This window comes from Streptacidiphilus sp. MAP12-33 (assembly GCF_041261265.1).
Lineage (GTDB): Bacteria > Actinomycetota > Actinomycetes > Streptomycetales > Streptomycetaceae > Streptacidiphilus.
On sequence record NZ_JBGCCA010000023.1, the window covers coordinates 109098 to 132125 of the forward strand.

Sequence of the window (23028 nt, forward strand, 5' to 3'; positions counted from 1 at the left end):
GGCGGCCGACCCCTACCATGGCGGAATAACCCGGATCGTTGCGGTTCATGGTGTCCTGCCGCCTCACCGGTATCCGCAGGCCGAGATCACTCGGATGGTTGCCGCGGCCTGTCGGCTGCCGCGCGGGGACCAGGCCGTACTGGAGCACGTCCACGCCTCAGCCGAGGTGACGGGACGTCATCTGGTGTTGCCGCTGGAGGACTACGCCCGGCTCGACGGCTTCGGCGCGCGCAACGACGCCTTCATCCGTGCCGCGTCGGAGCTGGGCCGTGACGCGGTGCAGGGGGCGTTGGACCGGGCGGAGCTGAAGGCGTCGGAGATCGACCTGGTTGTCTCCACCTCGGTGACGGGCATCGCCGCGCCGTCGCTGGAGGCGCGGCTGGCCGAGTCGCTGGGCCTGCGGCCGGACGTCAAGCGGGTCCCGGTCTTCGGCCTCGGCTGCGTCGCGGGCGCGGCGGGCCTGGCCCGGCTGCACGACTACCTGGTCGGGCACCCTGACGAGGTGGCGCTGCTGCTCTCCGTCGAGCTGTGCTCGCTCACCCTCCAGCGGGCGGACGCCTCGATGCAGAACCTGGTCGCCGGGGCGCTGTTCGGCGACGGCGCCGGGGCAGCGCTGGCCGTGGGCTCCGCCCGCGCCGGAGCCCCGACGACAGCGGAAGGTCCCGAGATCCTCGCCACCCGCAGCCACCTCTTCCCCGGAACCCGGGACCTGCTCGGCTGGACGATCGGCGACACCGGCTTCCACATCATGCTCGGCTCCGACCTGCCGGATCTGGTGAGCGGTCAGCTCGGCCCGGTGGTCCGCGACTTCCTTGCCGACCACGACTTGAAGAGCGGAGAGATCACCGCCTGGGTGTGTCATCCCGGCGGTCCCCGGGTCCTCGACGCCGTCCGTGACGCCCTGGATCTGCCCGCCCGCGCCCTGGAGCCGAGCAGACGCTCGCTGGCCGAGGTCGGCAACCTCTCCTCCGCCTCGGTGCTGCACATCCTGCGGGACGTCCTCGCGGCGGATCCGCCACCTCCCGGCACACCGGGGCTGCTCCTGGCGATGGGGCCCGGATTCTGTGTCGAACTCGTCCTCCTGCGGTGGTGACCGATGACGCCCTACACCCTCCTGATCCTGCTGGTGGCGCTCGAACGCGTCGCGGAACTGGTCGCCGCGCAGCGGCACGCGCGGTGGAGCCGGGCCCGGGGCGGCGTCGAGCACGGAGCCGGCCACTACCCGGCGATGGTCGCCCTGCACACCGGGCTGCTAGCCGGGTGCCTGCTCGAGGTCGGCGGGCTGCACCGCCCGTTCCTGCCATGGCTGGGCTGGCCCGCGCTGGCCGTCACACTGCTCGCGCAGGCACTGCGCTGGTGGTGCATCACCACGCTGGGACCGCGCTGGAACACCCGGGTGATCGTGGTGCCCGGCCTGCCCCTGGTGAGCGGCGGTCCCTACCGGTGGCTGCGGCACCCGAACTACCTCGCGGTGATCCTCGAGGGCGCCGCGCTCCCGTTGGTCCACACGGCGTGGCTGACCGCTCTCGGGTTCACCCTGCTCAACGCGCCCCTGCTGGTCACCCGCGTGCGGTGCGAGAACGCCGCGCTGGCCACGGCTGCCACGGCGGTCGGCGGGTGACGAACCCCGGGATGCTCGACCTGCTGGTGGCGGGCGGCGGCCCCGCCGGGCTCGCCACCGCCATCCATGCCGCCCAGGCCGGACTGCACGTCGTCGTCGCGGAGCCGCGCCCGGCCCCGATCGACAAGGCGTGCGGCGAAGGGCTGATGCCCCAGGGCGCGCTGGCCCTCGCCGCGCTCGGCGTGCGGGTCACCGGGCAGCCGCTGCGCGGCATCCGCTATCTCGACCCGCGGTGTCAGGCCGAGGCGCGGTTCGACGGCGCGGCCGGCCTCGGGGTGCGGCGGACCGAGCTGCACCGCGCGCTCGCGCGCCGGGCCGAGGAGCTGGGTGTCCGGGTGGTTCCCGCACGGGTGGACGGCGTCCGGCAGGATGACGAGGGCGTGCGGGCGGCCGGGTTCCGCGCCCGCTACCTCGCCGCCGCGGACGGCCTGCACTCGCCGACGAGGCGCGCGCTCGGCCTCGGCGAGCCGGACCTCGGCCCTCGCCGCTTCGGACTGCGGCGGCACTTCCTGACCGTGCCGTGGACCGACTGCGTCGAGGTGAACTGGTCGCCGCGGGCGGAGGCCTACGTCACCCCGCTCGGCCCCGACCTGGTCGGCGTGGCCCTGCTGACCACCGAACGCGGAACCTTCGCGCAGCAGCTCGCCGGGTTTCCCGGTCTGGCCGAGCGGTTGCGGTCGAGCGACGCCGGGCCGATCCGCGGCGCGGGGCCGATGCGGCAGCGGACCCGGGCCCGGGTGGCCGGACGGGTCCTGCTGGTGGGCGACGCGGCCGGCTACGTCGACGCGCTCACCGGGGAGGGACTCTCGCTGGCTCTCACCGGCGCCGCCGCCCTCGTCGGCTGCGTCCGCGCCGACCGCCCCCAGGACTACGAACGCGCCTGGCTGCGCGCCACCCGCCGCCACCGGCTGCTCACCCAGGCCCTGCTGTGGACCCGCCACCGACCGGCGCTGGCACCGCACATCGTCCCCACCGCGGCCCGTCTCCCGGCTCTCTTCTCCGCCCTGGTCAACGGCCTCTCCTGAACCGCGCCACGGTGCGTGGATCAGCGTGCGCCGGGCGCGTCGGACCCTGCAGCTCCGGGTTCGGCAGTTTCGGGACTGGCAGCTCAGGGTTCGGCAGCTCAGGGTTCGGCAGTTTCGGGACTGGCAGCTCAGGGTTCGGCAGCTCCGGGTTCAGCCTCGGCAGGGCTTCCGTCCGGCTGGTTTCGGGGGCGGCCGCGCGTGGTCTGCTTCACCGCTCGGCGGGTGACGGTGGCGCCGCTCACCAGAGCGCGCCTCCAGGGCGGAACGCCTTCCATCTCGATCTCGAGCGAGAAGCTCAGGAACGTACGGATCAAGACGATCAAGCCAAGCACGCCGACGTTGGACAGGGTCGGCGCCACCGCGACCGTCCGGATGAGGTCGGCCGCGACCAGGATCTCCAGCCCGAGGAGCAAGGCGCCCCCGAAGCAGGCCCGCATGATCGGCAGGCTTTCGGAGAACGTCCCCGATCGGCGCCGGGAACGCAGCGCCAGGGCCAGGGACAGGAAGAACCCGGCCACCAGGACGCACGCCCCGACGGCCTCGAAGGCCTGGGCTCCGTGCTCCATCACCTCGGTGAACGTCACAGTGCTCCTCCGCGAGCATTGTCCGCCCCTGATCATCGACCCGCAGCGCGGCCGGACCGGAGTGGCCGTGCTCACTTTGGCGACGACTGCCTTGGCCTCCGGGGCGCTTCATGTCATCATCCGAAGACATCATGTGATGACAATCTTTGGGAGAACGTCGATGACTGCCCGACACGCCATGCCCGGCCGTCTTCGAGAACGCGCTCTGGTGCCGGTCCTGGTGTTCCTCGGCATGGTGGTCGCGGTCATCAGCAGCCTGGGATCGCCGCTGGTGCCCACCATCGCCTCGGTCGACCATGTCTCGCTGTCCGACGCACAGTGGTCGCTGACCGTCACCCTGCTGGTCGGCGCCGTCGCCACCCCCACGATGGGACGGCTCGGAGACGGGCCGCACCGGCGGCGAGTGATCCTCGGCGCCCTCACGGTGGTGCTGCTGGGCAGTGTGCTGGCGGCGCTCCCGCTCGGGTTCGCGTTCCTGATCGTCGGACGGGGGCTGCAGGGCCTCGGCCTGGGCCTCACCCCGCTGGCCATCGTCACCGCGCGCGACGCACTGCCGGCCGATCGGTCGCGCCCGGCCGTCGCGCTGCTGTCCATCACCACGGTGGCCGGCGTCGGCCTGGGCTACCCGCTCACCGGGCTGATCGCCGAGTCCTGGGGCGTGCACGCCGGCTTCTGGTTCGGTGCGATCATCAGCGCCCTCGCCCTGCTCGCCGCCGGGCTGGTCGTGCCGACGGCGCAAGGCCGGGAAAAGCATCCGCTGGACGCGCTCGGCGCGCTGCTGCTGGGTGTCGGGCTGGCCGCACTGCTGCTCGCGCTGAGCGAGGGCGGGACCTGGGGCTGGGGCTCGGCCCGGCTGCTCGGCCTGACCGCCGCGGCCCTGGTGGTGCTGGCCTGGTGGGCCTTCCACGAGCTGCGCACCGCGCACCCCCTGGTCGATCTGCGGTCACTTCGGAACAAGGTGGTGCTCACCGCCGACGTGTCCGGCCTGATCGCGGGTGTAGCGATGTACATGCTGATGTCGATGGTCACCCGCTTCGTCCAGACACCCTCTTCCGCCGGCTACGGCTTCGGGACCTCGGTCCTGGTCACCGGCCTGGTGCTGCTGCCGTTCTCCGCGGCCAGCGTCGCCTCCAGCAAGCTCGTGCCGCTGCTGGCCCGGCGCACCTCCACCGCCCTGGTGCTGCCGGTCGGCTGCGTCGTCTCACTGCTGTCGATGGCGATGTTCCTCTTCGGCCGCAACAGCCTGTGGGAACTGTTCGTCGTCATGGGCGTCGCCGGACTGGGCGTCGGCTGCACCTTCGCGGTGATGCCCGGACTGATCGTCAGCTCCGTGCCCGCGCAGGAGACCGGCAGTGCCATCAGCTTCAACCAGGTGCTCCGGACCGTGGGCTACTCCACCGGAAGCGTGCTGAGCGCGGTCATCCTGGAGGCGCACACCCCTGTCGGCCACCTGCTGCCCGAGAACAGCGGATACCAGGCAGCTGCCTGGCTGGGCTGCGCGGTGTGGGTGGTCACCGGTGTGGTTAGCATCGTCCTGCCGCGGCGGGGAGCCCCGCGAAGCACGGTACCCGTGGACGAGGAGCTGCTGATGGACGAGAGCATCGCCGACGCCGGGACGGTGGAGGACAGTGCTACCGCGCCGGCCGGGCCGGCTGCCCGGTGAGCACGCCCAGGCGACGGGACTCGGCCCGAAGTCGTGAGTTGCTGCTGGCGGCCGCGACCGAGCTCTTCACCGAGAGGGGCTTCGACCGGAGCACCATCCGGGAGATCGGCGAGCGGGCCGGCGTGGACCCGGCCCTGATCGCCCGCTACTTCGGCGGCAAGGCCCAGCTCTACCTGGCCACACTCCAGGTCGACCAGCTCGCCGCCAACCCGCCCGACCTGCTGGAGCCCGAGCGGGCCAAGGCCCTGCTCGACCACGCGGCCCAACGCGGGCCCGGGCCGATCCACCGGGCCGCGGTCTCCCCCCACGAGGATCCCGAGGTGCAGGCAGCCGCCGCCGAGCAGTTGCACCGACGGCTGGTCGACCCACTGTGCGAGCGCTTCACCCGCGAGGGCCTGGACCGCCCGCAGCTAAGGGCGGAGCTGACCGTAGCGGCGTTCATCGGGGTGAGCCTGTCGCGGAGCAGCGGCACCTTCCAGGCGCTTGCGCAGGCCCGAACCGAGGATGTCGTCGCGCTGGCACTGGAGCTGCTGGCCCCACGGCGCTGACGGCTCCAAGGGGCCTTCGCCGCCCTTCGCCGCCTTCGCCGACGATCAGGACAGGGACGCCCTGCTGTCCTCGGGCGGCCCCCAGCCCTCGAAGAAGTACGCTCGTTTGTTCGCCGCGCCCCCGTCGTTCGACATGGTCGACGTACTCGAAGCCGGACTCTGATCCCGTTCCGCCGGACCCGGGATCAGGCCCCAACCCGGCTGCCCGTTGGCCACCTCGAGCAGGGCAGTGTTTCATAGGCGTATGGCCCGGTTCTGGGGCCGTTCCCGGGCCCCCGCAGACCCCGGTGCCACCGGTGAGTACCGGGCGGGCCCGCCCCCGGAGCGGGATCAGCAAAGTGACCGGCGCCCGGACCGGCGGCCTCCACCTGAGCGTCGCCGCCGGGCCATCCTCGGCATGCGCAGCGTCGCCGGACAGGTTTTCGTCCTCCAGGTCGTGATCATTCTGGTGCTGGTGATCGCCGCAGGCGTCGAGGTCTTCGTCCAGGCCCAGCACGACACCACGGTGGAGGCCCGGAACCGGTCGCTCGCGGTGGCCCAGACGTTCGCCGACGCACCCGGAACGGTCGCCGCGATGGAGTCGGCCCACCCGACCGCGCTGCTCCAGCCGCGCGCCGAGGCCACCCGCCTGGCCACCGGCGTGGACTTCGTCGTGGTCACCGACGACCACGGGATCCGCTACACCCACCCCATCCCCAACCGGATCGGCAAGAAGTTCGTCGGCGACATCGGCCCCGTGCTCGCCGGGCAGACGGTCACCGAGACGATCCAGGGCACCATCGGCCCGTTGGTGCAGGCGATCGTCCCGGTCTTCGACAGCGACCACCGGGTGATCGGCGTGGTCTCCGCGGGCATCACCCTCAAGAAGATCAGCACCGCGGCCCAGCACCGGCTGCCGGTCGTCCTCGGGGCCGGCGCCCTGGCTCTGGGGCTCGCCACCGCCGGGACCTGGCTGGTCGTACGGAGGCTGAGACGCCAGACCCACGGGCTCGGCCCGGCCGAGATGACCCGGATGTACGAGCACCACGACGCGGTACTGCACGCGGTGCGCGAGGGCGTGCTCATCATCGGTGACGACCGCCGGATGCTGCTGGCCAACGACGAGGCCTGTCGGCTGCTCGACCTGCCGCTCGGCGCGTACGACCGTCGGCTCGTCACCGAGCTGGGCCTGGACCACCGCCTCACCGAGCTGCTGGACTCCGGGGACGCCGTCACCGACGAGGTGGTCAGCGCCGGCGAACGGCTCATCGTGGTCAACATCCGGACCACCGGCCACGACGACGGCCCGTCCGGCGTCGTCGCCACGCTGCGCGACTCCACCGAGCTGCGCGCGCTGTCCGGCAAGGCCGACCAGGCCCGCAAGCGCCTCAAGCTGCTCTACGAGGCGAGCGCCGCCATCGGCACCACGCTGGACGTGACCCGCACCGCCGAGGAACTGACCGAGGCGGCCGTCCCGAGATTCGCCGACTTCGTCACCGTCGACCTGGCGGAGTCCTTGCTGCGCGGGGACGAACCCACCCCCGGCCGGGCGACGGACCTGCGCCGCGCCGCACTCCGCGGCCTCCGAGCGGACACCCCGTTCTTCCCGGTCGGGACATCCATCCCGTTGCCGTCCGGAACGCCGCACACCCAGGCCCTCGAAGGGCGCTCCGTCCTCGAACCGGCCCTGTCCGACCCCGCGTCCAACTGGCGGCTCACCGACCCGGAGCGGGCCGAACTGATCGTCGGGCAGGGTATCCACTCGCTGGTCGTCGTGCCGCTGCTGGCCCGAGGCATGCTGCTCGGCGTGGCCCACTTCTACCGCTCGGAGAAGCCCGAGCCGTTCGACGCCGACGACCTGTCGGTCGCCGAGGAGCTCGGGGCCCGTACCGCCGTGTGCATCGACAACGCCCGCCGCTTCACCCGCGAGCACGAGATGGCGGTCACCCTCCAGCAGAGCCTGCTCCCCGGTGGCCTGCCCGAGCAGAGCGCCCTGGACGTGGCCTACCGCTATCTGCCCGCGCAGGCGGGCGTCGGCGGCGACTGGTTCGACGTGATCCCCCTGCCCGGTGCCAGGATCGCGCTGGTCGTCGGTGACGTGGTCGGTCACGGCCTGCACGCTGCGGCCACCATGGGCCGCCTGCGCACGGCCGTGCACAACTTCTCCACCCTGGACCTGCCACCGGACGAGCTGCTCGGCCATCTCGACGTGCTGGTCAACCAGATCGACCAGGACCGCGCGGCCACCGACGGCGGGACCTCCATCACCGGAGCGACGTGCCTGTACGCGATCTACGACCCCGTCTCGCGGCGCTGCAGCATGGCACGGGCCGGACACCTGCCGCCTGCGCTGGTGCATCCGGACGGATCGGTCGAGTTCCCCGACCTGCCGGCCGGACCGCCGCTCGGCCTGGTCGGCCTGCCCTTCGAGACGGTGGAGACGGAGCTGCCTGAGGGCAGCCAACTGGTGCTCTACACCGACGGCCTGGTCGAGGACCGGGTCCGGGACATCGACGTCGGCCTCGACCTGCTGCGCGCCGCGCTGGCCCGCCCGCACCGGACGCCGGAGGAGACCTGCCAGGCGGTGCTCGACGCGCTGCTCCCCGACCGTCCCACCGATGACGTCGCCCTGCTGGTCGCCCGGACCCGGGCCCTGCCGGCCGACCAGGTCGCGGCCTGGGACCTCGCGGCCGACCCGGCGGCCGTCGCCGGACTCAGGGCCGGCGTCACCGAGCAGCTGACCGCCTGGGAACTGGACGAGCTGGCCTTCTCCACCGAACTGATCGTCAGCGAGCTCGCCACGAACGCGATCCGCTACGCCGCAGAGCCGATCCGGGTCCGCCTGCTGCACGACCGGACCCTCGTCTGCGAGGTCTCGGACGGCAGCAGCACCTCTCCGCACCTGCGGTACGCGGCCACCAGCGACGAGGGCGGACGCGGACTCTTCCTGGTCGCTCAGCTCTCCGAGCGCTGGGGCACCCGTTACACCCCCGACGGCAAGGTGATCTGGGCCGAGCAGCCCCTGCCATGACATCGCCGGGGCGGGCCGAGCGGATGTCAGGCCCAGCTCCGGCATCCGAGCGGAATACAGCCGGCCGTGGTCTCAACTGACGGAACTGCCGGGGCTACTGACGTGATCGCCACTTTAGTAGGGTAGCGTCGCGTCTGGCGCTTTCTGCGGGTGCATGCCAAAGAAGCGCTCCGGGTGCAGGGCGGCGACCAGGACCCTGCTATGCCTCCTCAAGAGAGTTTCATGACGCCAATTCTGCAGGACTCGTTCTTCTGGGCTCTCATCGCAGTGATCGTGACGACCGTCGTCGCAGGTCTGCGGGCCCGGGGAACCAACATGGATCTGCGCCGCCAGAACACGGGTCTGGACGACGAGCGCACGAGGCTGCAGCACCGGCTCGACGAACTCGGGACCGCTCACTCATTCCTGACGACCCGACAAGCGGCCGAGCTCGTCGCGGTACGCCAGGACGCGGAGGAGGACACCAAGTCGGTCCTGAAGGCCGCCATGCGAACCCTGCAGGCCCTGGCCGACGAACAGCAGGTCGTCATCGAGGAGCTCCAGCGGAGATACGGCGACAACCCTCGGTTCCTGGCCGATTTGATGCTGGTCGACCACACGAACAGTCAGTTCGGGCGCCGGGCGCAAGGAATCGCGGTTCTGTGCGGCGGCTGGCTGGGTCGCCGGGAGACCGTCGCCTCCGTCTACGACGTGGCCCGGAGCGCCCAGGGGCGCATCCGCCACTTCGACCGGGTGGAAATCTACGCCCAGGTGAACGTGAACGTCGCCAGCAGGGCTGTGGAACCCGTCGCGGTCGTACTCGCCGAACTGCTGGCCAACGCGACGAACTACTCCGCCCCGGACACGAAGGCCCACATCAGTGTCCAGTCCGTCCCGACCGGTGTCTGCGTCATCGTCGACGACGCCGGACTCGGGATGGGCCAGGAGGAGAAGGACCTCGCGGCCGAGCTGCTGAACCCGGACGCGCCCGTCAACCTCACCGGCCTCGGGAACCCGCCGAGGTTCGGGTTCGCCGTCGCGGGTCTGCTCGCCGCACGGTACGGCTTCAAGGTCTCCGTCGACTCCGTCTCGCCGTACGGAGGCGTGCGCGCGGTCGTGCTGTTGCCGGCCGAGCTCCTCACCAGCGAGGCCCCGCCACAAGCGCCCGATCGTATGCACCGCGTGCCGGGACAGGCGTCCTCACCCGCGCCGGCGCAGGCCCCGGAGCCGGCCGACGAGCTTGCGCCGTCCGAACCCGCCCAGGTACGCCTGCACGGGACCACGGACGGTGGGCTGCCCAAGCGCCGTCGGCAGAGCCCGGTCTCGGTGCTCCCACGACCGCAGGCCGATCTCGCCGACGAGCCGGTCCCGGCGCCCGCGAGCGAGGAGACAGCCGCGCGGCTGGGCGCGTTCCAACGCGGGACGCGGTCCGGGCGCACCACGATGACCACGGAAGGAACCGAGATCCAGTGAGCCCTGACCTGTCGTGGGTCCTCAACGACGTGCTGCAGGTGCCCGGCGCCCGGCACGCCATCCTGGTGTCGGCCGACGGCCTGCTCCTGGAGCGATCGAGCAAACTGGGCAGGGACGACGCCGAGACCAATGCCGCCGCCATGAGCTCGATGCAGTCGCTGAGCCGAGCCGTCGCGCCCTTTGTCGACGGCGACGGAACCAGTACCTGGCGTCAGACCCTCCTCGAGTACGACCTCGGGTGGATCTTCCTGATCGCGGCGGGCAGCGGCGCCTACCTCGCCGCGTCCACGGCTCCCGATGTCGACATGGAGGCCATGTCCTTCCGGATGCAGCAGCAGGTCGGCGCGCTGGGCCGGGCGATGACCGCTCCCGCGCGCCAGAGCTCCAGTAGCAACTCATGACGGATCCCGGCGAGGAGCAGGCGGTGACCGGCGGGTTCATCCGCTCCTACGTCATCACCAGTGGCCGCGAACTGCCCAGCGCCGACAGCCTCGCGCTGATCACCCTGGTCACCACCGCGCCCGACCAGGAGCCGCCGGCACGGGCGACTCCGGAGACCCTGGCGATCTGGGAGTTGTGCTCGGGCGGCTATCTCTCGGTGGCCGAGGTCGCGGCCCGCCTGCAGCTGCCCGTGGGGGTGGTCAGGCTGCTGCTGACGGACCTGATCCGGGCTGGACGACTGCTGGCGCGGGCGGTGCCGCCCCCGGCTCAGGCCGCCGACCCACTCATCCTCGAAAAGGTGCTGCATGGACTCCAACGCCGCTTCGCCTGAGAGCATCTACGTCTCGGGCGCGGTGACGACCGCCGTCAAGATCCTCGTTGTCGGGCACTTCGCGGTGGGCAAGACGACGTTCATCCGCTCGCTGTCGGAGATCACGCCGCTGAGCACCGAGGAGCGGATGACCCGGGCCTCCGTGCACCTGGACGACCTGCGGGGCGTGCCGGACAAGCGCACCACCACCGTCGCCCTGGACTTCGGCCGACTGACGCTCGGCGACGAGCTGGTGCTGTATCTGTTCGGCACGCCGGGCCAGCAGCGCTTCATGCAGTTGTGGGAGGACATGGCCCGCGGGGCGCTGGGCGCCCTGCTCCTCGTCGACCCCGCCCGTCTGGCCGACACCTTCCCCGTCATCGACCTGGTCGAGCGGTACGGCCTGGAGTACGCCGTGGCCGTCAACAGCTTCGAGGAGAGCAGTCCCCACCGGGAGGAGGAGCTCCGCGAGGCGCTGGACCTGCTCCCCCGCACGCCCCTGGTGTTCTGCGACGCCCGGAGCGAGAAGTCCTCTGCGCAGGCCCTGGTGACCCTTGTTCGGCATCTCCTCCAGCGCGCGTCCTGACCACTCCCCTCCCCCGCTGCCCCGAGCCGACCAGGACGGGGCCGATCCCAAGGACCGAACGATGGATACTTCACAGGGGCCCGGCCCGCTGTCCGCTCCTCCTGGATGCCCGATGCACACCGCCGGACGCATGCCGCTGTACGGAGAGGACTTCGCCGCCGATCCCGGTGCCAGCTACGACCAGTTGCGCGCGCAGGGACCGGCCGCGCCGGTCGAGCTGGCCCCCGGAGTGGACGCCACGCTGGTCACCTCGCACGAGGCGGCGCTACGGGTCCTGCAGAACCCCGGGCTCTTCGCCCGGGACTCGCGACGGTGGGCCGCGCTCAACGAGGGGCGGGTCCCGCTGGACAGTCCCGTCCTGCCGATGATGTTCTACCGGCCCAACTGTCTGTTCACCGACGGCGCCGAGCACCTGCGCCTGCGCAAGGCGGTGACCGAGAGCCTCGCCCGTCTGAACGTGAACCGGCTCAACCGGGATGTGGAGCGGATCGCGGGCTTCCTTCTTGACCAGTTCAGTCCTCTGGGCCGGGCCGACCTGATCAGCGACTACGCCAAGCTGCTTCCCCTGCTGCTGTTCAACCAGCTCTTCGGCTGCCCGGCCGGCATCGGCGACCGGCTCACCCGCAGCATGTCCGCCCTCTTCGACGGCCACGACGTGATGCAGGCCAACGAGGACCTCACCGCCTGCCTGATGGAGCTGATCGCGATCAAGCGCGACCAGCCGGGCGAGGACATCACCTCCTGGCTCATCCAGCACCCGGCGCGGCTGAGGGACGAGGAGCTCAAGGACCAGCTGGTGATGTTGATGGGTGCCGGTGTCGAGCCGGAGCGCAATCTCATCGCCAACGCCCTGCTCGTGCTGCTCGCCGGTGACGTCCGGGGCCGTCGCTCGGGGATACGGATCGAGGACGCGATCGACCAGGTGCTGTGGAACAACCCCCCGATCGCCAACTACGCGACGCACTTCCCGGTCCAGGACGTCGAACTGGGCGACGTCCTGCTGCCCGCGCATACGCCGGTGGTCATCGGTTTTGCCGCGGCCAACACCGATCCATCACTGACGACGTCGCGCGAAAGCCTCAGCAAGGGGGCCCATCTGGCGTGGGGCGCCGGGCCGCACGCGTGCCCGGCCAAGTCACCGGCCCAGCTGATCGCCATCACCGCGATCGAGTGCCTGCTCAACGCCCTGCCGGACATCTCCCTCGTGACCGCGGCGGAGCGCCTGGCGTGGCGGCCGGGGCCGTTTCAGCGCGGACTGGTCGCCCTGCCGGTGCGATTCAGCCCGACCCCCGCCAGGACTCCCAGCTCGGCGCGGCCCGCTCACACACCGGCAGCGGAGACCGCTGCCGGTGGTCCCGCCCCGGCCACCGACCGGCAGCCGGCCGCGCCCCAGGGCAGGCAGAAGGGCTGGTGGAGTTCGTTCCTGGACGTGTTCAGGCTCTGACCGTCCACCAGTGCCGTGGTCCGGTCCAGGGGGACCGGACCACTCCGATCGGTATGTCGCGAGGGCACATGTGTGGCCCGGATACGCGCATGGCCGACGTACGGGCGGGGGTAGACCTTCGCGGACATGACACACCCAGCCCGAGGAGCCACACGTGATCGCCGAGGTCGACACCGGCACCACGACCACCGCCCGCCGCACCGTCATCACCCTGCTGCAACGCCTGCGGTCCCCGCAGGGTGTGGCAGACCCGCTCCCCATCTACGACGACCTCCGCGCACAAGGGGACCTCGTCCCGGCCCCCTGGGGCGGCTACCTCGCCACCGGCTTCGACATCTGCAACGAGATCCTGCGCGACCGGAACTGGCTCGTGCCCGACCTCGCCTGGCAGGAACGGAATGCGGACACCGACCGGTGGCGCGCACCCGCCACACAGGAGATGAGCAGGACCCTCTCCCGGCTCAACGCACCCGCCCATCACCTCCAACGCCGTAGCCTCGGTCAGCTGTTCGACCGGCATACCCTCCAGGCGCTGGCTTCGCAGGTGGAAGCCGACGTCACCGGTCTCCTCGACGACCTCGCCGGGCGAATGCACGAGTGCGGCACCGGCGACCTTGCCACCACGGTCAGCGAGCGACTGCCGATCAGCACCATCGGCCATTGGCTGGACATCCCCTCCGGGGACTGGCCGCACATCCTGGAGATCACCCACAACCAGGTCCACGCCCAGGAGTTGCTCCCAACGAGGAGACAACTGGCGGTCTCCGCCGAGGCCACCGTCCACCTGCAGAAGTACTTCACCGACCTGGTGCGCGAGCGGCGCCGTCGGCCGGGCGACGACGTGCTGTCCCGCTGGATCCGTACGTGGGACGAACTGGAGCCCGACCGCGCCGCCGCGGACCGGACCCTCTACGAGCTCACCATGTTCATCACCATCGCATCCCTGGAGACCACCGCGACGCTGCTCTCCACCATGGTCTGGCACCTGGTCAGAACTCCGGGGCTCTGGGGCCGGCTGAGGGCGCACCCGGAGCACGTCGACGCCGCCATCGACGAGGCACTGCGCTTCGACCCCCCGGTCCGGCTGAACACCCGAGTCGCCGGCCTCGACACGATCCTGTCAGGTGTGCACATCCGCAAGGACTCCATGGTCCACATCCTGTACGGGGCCGCCAATCACGACCCGCGCCGCAACCCGGATCCGCACACCTTCGACGTCCTCCGCAAGGGCGCCAACCTCACCTTCGGCGGCGGCGCACACTACTGCCTCGGCGCAGCCCTGGCCCGACTCGAGGCCCACGCCCTGCTCAGGCAGATGCTCGAACGCTTCCCCACCCTCCGAGCCGTCAGGCCTCCGGTCTACGCCCCCCGGATGGTCTTCCACCGGGTCACCTCACTGGAAATGGCAGCATGAACGATTCTGCGCCCATCGCTCCTGGCACCCGCCGGCGGCTCTCGACGGTCCACACAGAGCGTCAGGGGCCGGTGCTGCACGTCACACTGAACCGTCCGGAAACGGGCAACGCCGTCACCGAGACCACACTCGACGAGCTGTGGTCGGTGCTGGCCTGGCCGGACGAGACCGTGCGCGTCATCGTGCTGTCCGGTGCCGGCCCGGACTTCTGCCTCGGGGGAGACCGCGAGGAGTTCTCAACCCTCCTCGACAAGGACCCCACGGGCGGCGGCATCCGGATCTCCGGTGCCAAGGCCCGCCGGGTGTGCGAGGCCATCACCGGACACCACGCCGTCACGATCGCCAAAATCCAGGGCAAGGCCATCGGCGCCGGCCTCGCCCTGGCACTCGCATGTGACCTGCGCATCGGCGCCGAGACAGCCAGCTTCCGGCTGCCGGAGCTGGCCCTGGGCCTGCCCACCGCCTGGGGCGGCCTGCTCCCTCGCCTCCTCCACGAGGTCGGCGCCGCCCGGGCCCGTGAGATCATCCTCACCAGCCGCGCCATCGACGCCGAAGAAGCCCTCTCCCTCTCGATCCTCCAAAGGGTCGTCCCCGAAGCGGGACTGGACCAGGCCACGACCGACTGGGTCAAACCCATCATCCGACGCCCCGACGCCGCCCTGCGCGTCACCAAGACCCTGATGAACGCGTACACAGCAGCGCCCCGGCTGGCTGACACGTCGGCTCTGGACGCCGAACTCATGGCCTCCGTCCTCGCCGGTTCGCACTACGCGCGCCACCGCGACGCAGAGGGCTCGCCGGTCAGGCCCCGCAGGCACGTCCACCCGGACGTGTAAGCGGCCGGTAGCGCGCCGTCGGTGATGGTGAAGCGCGTGAACGCGGCCATCTCCCCGGCGAGGCACTCGTCCTGGTCGGCGGGACTGCTGTGGGCGAGCAGGGCCCGCCCCACGCCGGTGACGTGCAGCGGCCGGCGAGCCCCTACCTCACCCGGCCGGTGTCGGCGTCCGAGCGCAGGTTGCCCCAGGCCACCAGCTGCTCGAGCGCGTCTCCCACCGCCTGCGCGGCGGCCACGCCGGCGTTCGCGCTCCGGTCCGGCCGCGCGTCCCGGCGCAGTTCGGCGGCCACGTCCTCCGGGCGCAGGTGCACGATGAACCGCTCGCGCGCCGCCGCGAAGACGGCGAGGACCTGTCCGTACAGCGCGGCGTTGGGGGCCTGGAGGTAGGCGAAGGGTTGGGGCGCGATGGAGCTCGACACGGCACAAGTCTCGCAGAGCGCCTGTGACCCCGGCGAACCCCCCACAGATCCCAGCGGACGGCCGCCCGATGGTGTACAGGACAAAGGAGGCGCGGCGACCGCCGGTCGGCGACCTGCACGGCCGCACGACGCTCGCGGACACTCACGTGGCTCCACGCCGAACGGGGCTTGAGAGTCCGTCGTGTGGGGGTGGGGCCGATGGCGGTCGTCCTGCGGATGCGACGGCTCCGGTCCGCCTGGAACAGCGGGATCACGGCCGAGTGGGATCATGCGTCGCCGCCTACGTGGTGACGACGATCACGACAACCCGCGCACCCCACACCGGCCCGGCCTGGTGCACGTGCGCGGTGAGCGGATCGCTCCCACCGCGCGCGTGCACCGGGCGCCCGGGGTTCAGGAGGCGGCGATGCCCTCGCTGCCCGCGCCGTCGGGGATGGCGGCGGTGCCGATCTGGGTCAGGGTGCCGTCGTGGTTGACGGTGAACTCGTCGATAATGCCGTTGACTCCGGTCTGGACGTAGAGGAAGCGTCCGTCGGACGACGCCGCCGCGTCGATGGTGCCCGGATCCGTGCCGGCGTGGCCGAGGGCGGTGAGGTGGCGGCCGTGGTCGGAGGCACGGAAGCCGCTGATGGTGGCGCTGCCGGCGTTGGAGGTGTAGAGCAGGTCACCGATCGCCACGACCCAGCAGGTGGCCGCCTGTCCGGTGGCGGCGAAGGCCACCTGCCGCGCCGACCCGTCGCGGTGGATGTCGAAGGTCGCCAGCGCGTTGGGACCGGCCTCGGTCAGGAAGATCCCACGGCGGTCGTTGGGGACGAACCCGAAGGGGACCGCGCCGGGCAGGTTGGTGACCACCGGGGAGTCGGAAGGAGCGCCCCGGTGGTCGATCGCGAACACGTCGAGGTCGTTGCCGTTGGCCTTGGTCGTCACCACCAGCTGCGACCCGTCGCGGACGAAGCCGACCTGGCCGGGGGTGTTGGTGAACTGCGGGGTGGCGTTCGGGTCGAGCCCGAGACAACGGTGCCAGCCGTCCTTCCTTGCAAGGTGGTCGCCGCTCAGTTCGTATCCCTGGATGGAACCGCCGTCCAGGGCGTTGAGCACGTAGACGACGTGATCGTGGACGGCGACGCTCACCGGGAAACGGCCACCGGAGCCCACGACCTGGCGCAGCTTCAGTCGGTCGCCGTCGACCCTGAAGACCGAGACGGTGTTACTGCCGGCGTTCACCGCGAAGAGAAGGCCGTGTTGCGAGTCGTAGGTCAGCGAACCCTGCGAGGCCAGATGGTCGGCGACCGAACCCGTCAGCTGACCGCCCAGGCCACCGGTGTCGTAGGTGCCGGCCTGGGTGAGCCGCCCCTGCCGGTCGCGGTGGTAGGCGATGATCTGATTGCCCGACAGGTTGTTGGTCTGGGCGAAGACGGCGTGACCTGGGTCGGCGTGGCGCGTTGACGCGCTGTCGGCGGCGGGAGCGCTGGGCGCGGACACGGCCAGGATGGCGACCGCGGCCACGGCCGTTGCCATGGTCGTGCCGAGGCGGCGAGGAACAACGGGCATGCTGAAGGCCTCCGTGGGGTGTTGCGGTGGAGGGTCCTCGTCGACGCGCGTTCCGGGTTGGTCTGGCGTCATGGCGCGAGGACCTGGACTGTTGCGATCGCGGATGATCCGGTGTCGCCACCGGTTCCGGCATGGCGTATCGGCGTACGATCAGTGACGATACGTCACGAAGTGTCAATATCCGGACAGCGACCCGACAGCGAGCCCCCACGGGCCGCCGGGCGCGGCGCCGTGCCTGTCGTCGCCCACGTCGTCCGCCTCCTGACCGCCAGGGGACCACAGCAGTAGTGCTGTGGCCCCTCACCAGTGCGCTGCGCGCTGAGCCGTGGACCAGGCGCGGGTTGCGGGCCAGGCAGGTCTCCGGGCCGAGGCCGAGGCGCTCGGTGACGCCGGGGCGGAAGCCCTCGATCAGCGCGTCGGCGGTCTCCATCGGGCGCGGCGCGGTCTCGACGTCCGCCGGGTTCTTCAGGTCCAGCGTGATCGACCGCCGGTTGCGGTGCGGGATCGGGTGGCCGGAGGCCCGGCCCGCCTCCGCGGACCGGTCGATCCGGATCACCTCGGCGCCCTGGTCCGCCAGCAGCATGCCCGCGAACGGGCCGGGGCCGACAACGCCGAGCTCGATCACGCGGATGCCGCTGAGCGGGCCGCTCACAGGCCGAGGTTCTTGGCGATGACGGTCTTCATGACCTCGCTGGTGCCGCCGTGGATGCGAGTCCGCGGGCAGGCGCCCCCCGCCCCCCGGGGCCTCCTCCGGCCCGGACCACGCCCGCCCGCCGTGGGCCGTACTGCTAGCGTCCAGGTACCAGGCGACGGGGAACACGTGGTGACCGAAGTGACGGAAGCATCAGGGCCGCGCCTGCGGCGGCAGCCGCAGCAGGCACGGAGCCGTGCGCGCGTCGAGGCGGTGCTGACGGCCGCCGACCGGATTCTGACCAGGGACGGCTACGAGGCGCTGACCATGCGCCGTATCGCCGACGAGGCGTGCGTACCGGTCGGGAGCATCTACCAGTTCTACCCGGACAAGGGCTCCGTGGTGGCGGCGCTCGGCGAGCGCTACATCAGCAGCTTCGAGGCCGCCATCGGCGGGCTCGTCGCGCAGGCCGACCGGGGTGAACTCACCGACATGGTGGGCACGGTGATCGACGTCTACGCGGACCTGTTCCGGGCGCAGCCGGGTTTCGTGACCCTGTGGTCCGGCCGTCACCTCAGCCCGGAGCTCGCCCGCGCCGACGAGGCCAACAACGCCGCCATCGCCGACGGCCTGCGCCGCATCATGGAGTCGCTCACGGGTCGAGCGGGTGGCGAACTGGTGGAGCGGGCGACCCGGATCATGGTCCGGGTCGCCGACACGGTGCTGCACGACGTGTTCCGGGCCGACGGCGAGGCCGACCCGGAACTGCTGACGGAGCTCAAGCGCATGATGCGCCTGTACTGGGCGGACCTGCGGGCCGAGTTGGAGACCGGCCCGCAGGAGTAGCACGGGGCGCGCGTCGGCTACTGCGCGTAGACGCCGAGTTCGTACAGCGAGTAGCCCCAGCCGGTGCCCCGGCTCTCCCCGGCCATCCGCACGTAGCGGGCGCTGACCGGCGTGAACGCGTCGTCCTCGGTGCCGCCCTGGCCGTCGGTCGTGGACCAGACGGTGGTCCAGTGCTGCCCGTCGTCCGAGACCTCGATCCGGTAGGCCTTCCCGTAGGCCTTCTCCCAGTCCAGGACCACGCGGCCGACGCGGCGCCGCGCGCCGAGGTCGACCTGGATCCACTCGTTGTCGTCCCAGTTGCTGGCCCAGCGGCTGCCCTGGTTGCCGTCGACGACCAGGCCGGGCGAGTAGGTGGGCTGCAGGAACCCGGACTGGTAGCTGGACGCGGTGGTGGTGTGCCCGAGCGCGAGGTCGGCGATGGTGTCGCCGCGGTGCGCGGGGAACTGGTCGACCTGCTGGAAGGTGGGCCGGTTCTGCCAGTTGGTCTCGGCGTCGGTGATGCCGCCGAGCGGGTGCTGCTGGATGGAGTCCGCACACCACTGGTCTCCGGCCGAGCAGGTGCCGTCCGCCGGGTAGACGGTCGCGGCCGGGGTGGCGACGGCCGTGGAGAGCGCGGAGAGCAGGTCGCCGCGGCACTGGGCCAGGTCGCCGCCGCCGCAGAAGGTCTGCGTCAGACCGCCCTTGACCGGCTTGCCGAGCACGGCACGCAGGTCCTTGTCGACGTACGACCACCAGCCGAACTGGAAGCTGGAGCCCGCGTGCGAGACGCCCTCCTGGCCGCCGGACGGCGGCTGGTCGACCTGGAGCGCATTGGTGAGCGAGGTGTAGAGGTCGGTGCCGAGGCCCGGCGCGAACTCGGCCTGCACCAGCAGCGGCCACCAGGCGTCCATGATGCGGATCGCGTCGGAGTCGGTGTACTGCTTGCTGCCGGCCGAGGACTCGACACGCTTGGCGCCGTGGGCGAGCCAGATCTTCAGCTCGGCGACGGCCGCGGCCTGGGTCGGGTCGGTGGGTGTGCCGATGACCTGGAGCAGCTCCGGCAGCACTGCCTCACCGCGCAGGTCGGTGACGGCGGCGTCCTCCATCTGCTGGGCCAGGGCGGCGCGGGTGATCTTGGTGCCGCTGTTGATCAGCTTCTGGATGCGGGTGTTCAGGAGGTTGCTGCGGTAGACCGAGCCGTCACCGAAGTTGGCGACGCTGTACCCGGCCGCGATCTTGTTGTTCCAGGACTCGTAGTAGTCCTGGTCGGTGGAGTTCGGGTGCTGGGCGAACGGGGTGTTGGCGACCGTGTAGGTGGCCGGGTCCCAGTTCTGCCAGTCCGTGGAGCCGTCCGCGGCCGCGGCGACGGGCAGGTTGGGGTCGACGTCCGCCGCCCGGGTCGGGTTCAGGCCCGAGTTGTAGTAGGCCGTGTGGTGGGCGTCGACGTAGAACCAGTTGAAGGTGTAGCCGATGTTGGACGCGGCCTGCTGGAAACCGGCCGGACCGGTGACGACGTCGGGGTCGTTGAGCATCTGGAAGCCCACCATCGAGTCGCCCTCGTGCCCGTAGGTGGAGCGCAGCGTCGTGTAGGCGACGGGCTTGCCGCCGATGGTGGCCCGGTACTGGACGATGCCGTAGTGGGTCCGGAAGGCGACCAGTTGGTAGGAGCCGGCCGGGGTCGAGTCGGCGACCGTCGGCGACCAGGAGTCGGTGCGCACGAGCTTGTCCATCGGCGTGCAGACGCCGTGGAAGAGGTAGGCGCTGGAGTCCTTGGTGGGCGTCGACCCGTCGGTGTTGCAGAGCGTCACCGCGTAGGTGTCGGTGATGTCCTGGCCCGCGCTGGTCGCGCTCCACGCGTAGTCCTGACCACGGCCGAGCTCGACGTACTGGTTCAGGCCCGCGAAGGCGGCGCCGCGCGCGTGGATGCCCGGGCCCTGGATCTCCTCCAGCATCAGCAACTGCGGCGCGAAGTAGCCCGTCTGCGGCCCGAAGACGGCCACCGGGTTTCCGGAGTCGGTGTACTGGCCGGACACCACCAGGGCGTTGGACATGCCGTGCTGGGTGCGGAACAGGTTCGCGGGCAGCACGCCCTTGGCCGGGGCCTGCGCCTTGGACGTGCCCGTTCTCGTGGCAGCCGTGCGTGCCGCGGTGGCGACGCCGGGGCCGGAGGTGGCCGAGCCGGTGGGGTTGTAGACGACCTGCTGCGGGGTGACCGAGCCCGGGTCGGGCATGGCGACGCCGGTCGGGTTGTCGGGGCTCTGCGCGTAGGGGAAGGTCGAGCCGTCGTGGAGGGTGACGTCGGCCTCCGGGTCGTTCTCCTCCCGGAACGCCTGCCACACCTGGTCGCCCTGGGTGACGCCGTACTTGGCCTCGGCCGCCTCCTTGACCAGCGCCGAGGCGACCTGGTTGCCGCCCCCGGAGCCGAACAGCGCGCTGATGACCGTGCCGATGGCCAGCAGGTCCGAGGGCTGGAACGGCTGGATGCCAGCGCCGGTGACGATGTTGGCGTTGCCGGTCAGGTTGTACTCGCCGGGCCAGTTCAGGTGGGACCGGGAGTCGGCGATGTACTGGTTGAGGCCGGCCAGGTAGTCACCCATGTCCTGGAGCACCTGCGCGCCGCGCGGACCGGAGTTCTGGAGCCGGGTGAGCTGGTCCTGGGCGTCCTGGTCGGTGTAGGCACCGTTGAGGTAGAACTCCTGCTCCAGCTGCCGGTTGCCGGGGGCTCCACCGGCGAACCCGCTGAGCTCGCCGCGGCCGAGGTGCCGGAACACGTCCATCAGCCACAGCCGGTCCTGTCCGGCCGCGTACCCGGCGCCGTACTCGGTGCCGGACCGGGTGGTGCCGTTGATGTGCGGGATGCCGGTGGTGTCGCGGGTGATGGTGACGTCGGCGCGCCCGCCGGGGTTGATGACGCTCTCGACGTCGGCTGCGGGGACACCGAAGGAGGAGTCGTTGAAGAACGAGCCGAGGTTCTGGTTCGTCAGGCCGGCGTAACCGTCGACGAGGCTGGCGTACTTGCCCAACTGGTCGTCGGTGTGGGCGGGTTTGGTGCCGAAGAGCTTGAAGCCGATGATCTGGGTCTGGGTCGCCGAGCCGTTCTCGCCGGGCGGCAGGATGTCGTTGCACTGGCCGAGGCAGTAGTCGCCATTGGCGCCGTAGTCGGTGGCGGCCGTGCTGCGGGGGCCGGCCGCGGCGTCTGCGGCGGGGCCGGTGACGAGGGCGGCCAGGGGAAGAGCCGCCGCGAGCACACAGGCCGCGAGGGCGCGTCGACGGTGCCGTCGGTGCATGAGGCGCTCCTTTCGGGTGAGGGTGGGGACATGCCGAACGGACTCCGTGCACCAGCGGATTGACGGAGTCTCAGTCATGGTGGGGCGGGCCTGCGGTGGCAGGGGAGGGCGTGAATTGCGTCCCATAGTGGGACTGTGCTGACGGCCTGTCAATAAGAACCGAACCATGGTTCATGTTTGTGCCGATGCTCCGCACGGCGGTCCGACAGCCGGAGCGCGGTCCCCCATGTGGCTCTCCCGCCGCCTGGCGATCTCACCGCCCACCTGGACACGGTGGGCCGGGCTGGTGCCCCTGACCATCGGACTGTGGCGGCTCCGCGCCTCCGGAGCCAAGGGCAGCCACTGCGCCCCGGAGGTGAGGCGGGCGGCGGGCTTCCCGGGTGGCGCCGGGATCACGCTCTCGCTCGGACTCGACAACATCGCCGTCCTGGCCCCGGTGCTCCACGCCTTCGGCGGGCTGCGGGCGGGGGTCGTCGTCGCTGTGCACCTCACGCTGTTCCCGGTGCTGGTCGGCGGCGTGGCGGCACTGGCCCGTTTGCGACGGCAGCGGTGTCTGGTCGCCGAGCCCGTGGCACCCTGCCTGACGATCGCCGCCGGCGCGGTCGTGCTGTACCGGTCGCTCCTCGGCTGAGCCCGGAACCGCGGTGCGCAACCCGTTCGGCCGTCACGGATCGTCAGCTTCGCCGCCCGCGCTGTCACCGGAGCCGAACCCGGCCGCGACCGCACGGCGTCCGCGACGGCTGATCAGCGCACGACGCAGCGGAAGCCGAGATGGCAGGCAGCGGTGTCCTCGCTCTGCCCCTGACGCGCGGCCGGCCGGTAGCGCAGGCAGTAGTTGGGGGCGCACAGGTGCGAGCCGCCCTTGGTCACGCGGCGCGGGAACCGCTCCGTGGACTTCCCCTCCGCAGGGGTGTCGACCACGGGGTTGCGCGGCGCGCAGCACGCCGCGAGCGTGGACGTCTCCGCGTCCGGGACGGTGAAGTCGTCGCTGGTCCACTCCCAGACGTTGCCCGCCGTGTCGTACAGGCCGTAGCCGTTGGGCGGGTAGCTGCGCGCTCGACGTGCGGAGCACACGTCCGGCCTTGCCAGTGTTGGGCCGGACCCGGCGAGGTGCACCCGCAGGCGCGCAGCCGGGTGACGCGCCTGACGGTCCGGCAGGAGATCCCCGAGGCGCCGCTCTCACGCGGGCTCCCGACATGACCGCGCTGCCTGGCGACCTGCCGCCGGGGCGAATTGTTGCCGGGTGTCCGCTTCGCCGTGGCGGCATGTCGTCAAGACGGTCTGCCGCCATGTCCGACCGGCCCCTCCAGCGGGTGCAGGCGAACAGAATGCCTGCCATTCACAGTTGCTTCGCCCCACCTCCGGAGGCTCCTGCGTGTCGT

Annotated in this window: 21 protein-coding genes and 1 pseudogene; 15 read left to right on the plus strand and 7 right to left on the minus strand. The window is 71.4% G+C overall.

Annotation, left to right across the window (positions count from 1 at the left end):
• The first annotated feature begins 25 nt into the window (after positions 1-25).
• The 3 genes from ABH931_RS22855 to ABH931_RS22865 are packed head-to-tail and all read left to right on the plus strand — an operon-like array spanning position 26 to position 2646.
• Positions 26-1093: a type III polyketide synthase gene (locus ABH931_RS22855; RefSeq protein ID WP_370116273.1), complete on the plus strand. Its 1068-nt coding sequence runs from the start codon at positions 26-28 to the stop codon at positions 1091-1093.
• 3 nt (positions 1094-1096) lie between these two features.
• Entirely contained in the window at positions 1097-1621 is a 525-nt protein-coding gene (locus ABH931_RS22860) for an isoprenylcysteine carboxyl methyltransferase family protein (RefSeq protein ID WP_370116221.1), read from the plus strand.
• An 11-nt stretch (positions 1622-1632) separates the two neighbouring features.
• Complete coding sequence (locus tag ABH931_RS22865; protein WP_370116275.1) at positions 1633-2646, plus strand: NAD(P)/FAD-dependent oxidoreductase; 1014 nt, start codon at positions 1633-1635, stop codon at positions 2644-2646.
• A gap of 128 nt (positions 2647-2774) precedes the next feature.
• Here ABH931_RS22865 and ABH931_RS22870 read toward each other — a convergent pair whose 3' ends face one another.
• Positions 2775-3230 carry a DUF1622 domain-containing protein gene (locus ABH931_RS22870; protein WP_370116223.1) on the minus strand — a complete coding sequence of 152 codons (456 nt, stop codon included), beginning with the start codon at positions 3228-3230 and terminating at the stop codon, positions 2775-2777.
• Positions 3231-3390: 160 nt separating this feature from the next.
• On the opposite strand from ABH931_RS22870, the gene ABH931_RS22875 reads away from it, so the two are divergent.
• The 10 genes from ABH931_RS22875 (at position 3391) to ABH931_RS22920 (ending at position 14934) form a co-directional block, all read left to right on the plus strand.
• Entirely contained in the window at positions 3391-4893 is a 1503-nt protein-coding gene (locus ABH931_RS22875) for an MFS transporter (protein ID WP_370116225.1), read from the plus strand.
• The gene (locus tag ABH931_RS22880) at positions 4890-5441 is read left to right on the plus strand and encodes a TetR family transcriptional regulator (RefSeq protein ID WP_370116227.1); all 552 of its coding nucleotides are present in this window, start codon (positions 4890-4892) and stop codon (positions 5439-5441) included. Before ABH931_RS22875 ends, ABH931_RS22880 begins: the two co-directional genes overlap by 4 nt.
• 244 nt (positions 5442-5685) lie before the next feature.
• Positions 5686-8451 carry a SpoIIE family protein phosphatase gene (locus tag ABH931_RS22885; protein ID WP_370116229.1) on the plus strand — a complete coding sequence of 922 codons (2766 nt, stop codon included), beginning with the start codon at positions 5686-5688 and terminating at the stop codon, positions 8449-8451.
• Between the two features lie 222 nt (positions 8452-8673).
• Positions 8674-9903, plus strand: coding sequence for an ATP-binding protein (locus ABH931_RS22890; protein WP_370116231.1), 1230 nt, complete (start codon positions 8674-8676; stop codon positions 9901-9903).
• Positions 9900-10304: a roadblock/LC7 domain-containing protein gene (locus ABH931_RS22895; RefSeq protein ID WP_370116233.1), complete on the plus strand. Its 405-nt coding sequence runs from the start codon at positions 9900-9902 to the stop codon at positions 10302-10304. The genes ABH931_RS22890 and ABH931_RS22895 overlap by 4 nt, the downstream gene beginning before the upstream one ends.
• A complete protein-coding gene (locus tag ABH931_RS22900; protein WP_370116235.1) occupies positions 10301-10675 on the plus strand; it encodes a DUF742 domain-containing protein in 375 nt (124 codons plus the stop codon). Before ABH931_RS22895 ends, ABH931_RS22900 begins: the two co-directional genes overlap by 4 nt.
• Complete coding sequence (locus ABH931_RS22905; protein ID WP_370116237.1) at positions 10650-11240, plus strand: ATP/GTP-binding protein; 591 nt, start codon at positions 10650-10652, stop codon at positions 11238-11240. The genes ABH931_RS22900 and ABH931_RS22905 overlap by 26 nt, the downstream gene beginning before the upstream one ends.
• A 112-nt stretch (positions 11241-11352) precedes the next feature.
• On the plus strand, positions 11353-12684 hold the full coding sequence (locus tag ABH931_RS22910) for a cytochrome P450 (RefSeq protein ID WP_370116239.1): 1332 nt from the start codon (positions 11353-11355) through the stop codon (positions 12682-12684).
• A gap of 154 nt (positions 12685-12838) precedes the next feature.
• Complete coding sequence (locus ABH931_RS22915) at positions 12839-14098, plus strand: cytochrome P450 (RefSeq protein WP_370116241.1); 1260 nt, start codon at positions 12839-12841, stop codon at positions 14096-14098.
• Complete coding sequence (locus ABH931_RS22920; RefSeq protein ID WP_370116243.1) at positions 14095-14934, plus strand: enoyl-CoA hydratase/isomerase family protein; 840 nt, start codon at positions 14095-14097, stop codon at positions 14932-14934. Before ABH931_RS22915 ends, ABH931_RS22920 begins: the two co-directional genes overlap by 4 nt.
• Here ABH931_RS22920 and ABH931_RS22925 read toward each other — a convergent pair.
• The 4 genes and pseudogenes from ABH931_RS22925 to ABH931_RS22940 form a co-directional block, all read right to left on the minus strand.
• On the minus strand, positions 14865-15047 hold the full coding sequence (locus ABH931_RS22925) for a hypothetical protein (RefSeq protein WP_370116245.1): 183 nt from the start codon (positions 15045-15047) through the stop codon (positions 14865-14867). The two genes, ABH931_RS22920 and ABH931_RS22925, sit on opposite strands and share 70 nt — an antisense overlap.
• Positions 15048-15076: 29 nt before the next feature.
• Positions 15077-15352 (minus strand): DUF2397 family protein, encoded by a 276-nt coding sequence (locus ABH931_RS22930; protein WP_370116247.1) that lies wholly within the window; start codon positions 15350-15352, stop codon positions 15077-15079.
• 393 nt (positions 15353-15745) lie between these two features.
• On the minus strand, positions 15746-16903 hold the full coding sequence (locus ABH931_RS22935; protein ID WP_370116249.1) for a lactonase family protein: 1158 nt from the start codon (positions 16901-16903) through the stop codon (positions 15746-15748).
• 328 nt (positions 16904-17231) lie between these two features.
• Positions 17232-17723: pseudogene (locus tag ABH931_RS22940) on the minus strand (CoA transferase); the annotation flags it as partial.
• 3 nt (positions 17724-17726) lie between these two features.
• Here ABH931_RS22940 and ABH931_RS22945 point away from each other — a divergent pair.
• The gene (locus ABH931_RS22945) at positions 17727-18380 is read left to right on the plus strand and encodes a TetR/AcrR family transcriptional regulator (protein WP_370116251.1); all 654 of its coding nucleotides are present in this window, start codon (positions 17727-17729) and stop codon (positions 18378-18380) included.
• A gap of 17 nt (positions 18381-18397) precedes the next feature.
• Here ABH931_RS22945 and ABH931_RS22950 read toward each other — a convergent pair whose 3' ends face one another.
• Positions 18398-21646, minus strand: a complete 3249-nt coding sequence (locus ABH931_RS22950; protein WP_370116253.1) for a penicillin acylase family protein — start codon at positions 21644-21646, stop codon at positions 18398-18400.
• Between the two features lie 286 nt (positions 21647-21932).
• Here ABH931_RS22950 and ABH931_RS22955 point away from each other — a divergent pair, with 286 nt between their 5' ends.
• Positions 21933-22277, plus strand: coding sequence for a hypothetical protein (locus ABH931_RS22955; RefSeq protein ID WP_370116255.1), 345 nt, complete (start codon positions 21933-21935; stop codon positions 22275-22277).
• A gap of 113 nt (positions 22278-22390) precedes the next feature.
• On the opposite strand, the gene ABH931_RS22960 is transcribed toward ABH931_RS22955, so the two are convergent.
• Complete coding sequence (locus ABH931_RS22960; protein WP_370116257.1) at positions 22391-22720, minus strand: formylglycine-generating enzyme family protein; 330 nt, start codon at positions 22718-22720, stop codon at positions 22391-22393.
• Positions 22721-23028 lie beyond the last annotated feature (308 nt).

What these genes read in the sequence shown, in the direction of transcription:
- ABH931_RS22860 (WP_370116221.1), top strand. Translation starts at nt 1,097, where the DNA reads ATGACGCCCTACACCCTCCTGATCCTGCTGGTGGCGCTCGAACGCGTC.
- ABH931_RS22865 (WP_370116275.1), top strand. Translation starts at nt 1,633, where the DNA reads ATGCTCGACCTGCTGGTGGCGGGCGGCGGCCCCGCCGGGCTCGCCACC.
- ABH931_RS22875 (WP_370116225.1), top strand. Translation starts at nt 3,391, where the DNA reads ATGACTGCCCGACACGCCATGCCCGGCCGTCTTCGAGAACGCGCTCTG.
- ABH931_RS22885 (WP_370116229.1), top strand. Translation starts at nt 5,686, where the DNA reads ATGGCCCGGTTCTGGGGCCGTTCCCGGGCCCCCGCAGACCCCGGTGCC.
- ABH931_RS22890 (WP_370116231.1), top strand. Translation starts at nt 8,674, where the DNA reads ATGACGCCAATTCTGCAGGACTCGTTCTTCTGGGCTCTCATCGCAGTG.
- ABH931_RS22900 (WP_370116235.1), top strand. Translation starts at nt 10,301, where the DNA reads ATGACGGATCCCGGCGAGGAGCAGGCGGTGACCGGCGGGTTCATCCGC.
- ABH931_RS22905 (WP_370116237.1), top strand. Translation starts at nt 10,650, where the DNA reads ATGGACTCCAACGCCGCTTCGCCTGAGAGCATCTACGTCTCGGGCGCG.
- ABH931_RS22910 (WP_370116239.1), top strand. Translation starts at nt 11,353, where the DNA reads ATGCACACCGCCGGACGCATGCCGCTGTACGGAGAGGACTTCGCCGCC.
- ABH931_RS22920 (WP_370116243.1), top strand. Translation starts at nt 14,095, where the DNA reads ATGAACGATTCTGCGCCCATCGCTCCTGGCACCCGCCGGCGGCTCTCG.
- ABH931_RS22935 (WP_370116249.1), bottom strand. Translation starts at nt 16,903, where the DNA reads ATGCCCGTTGTTCCTCGCCGCCTCGGCACGACCATGGCAACGGCCGTG.
- ABH931_RS22950 (WP_370116253.1), bottom strand. Translation starts at nt 21,646, where the DNA reads ATGCACCGACGGCACCGTCGACGCGCCCTCGCGGCCTGTGTGCTCGCG.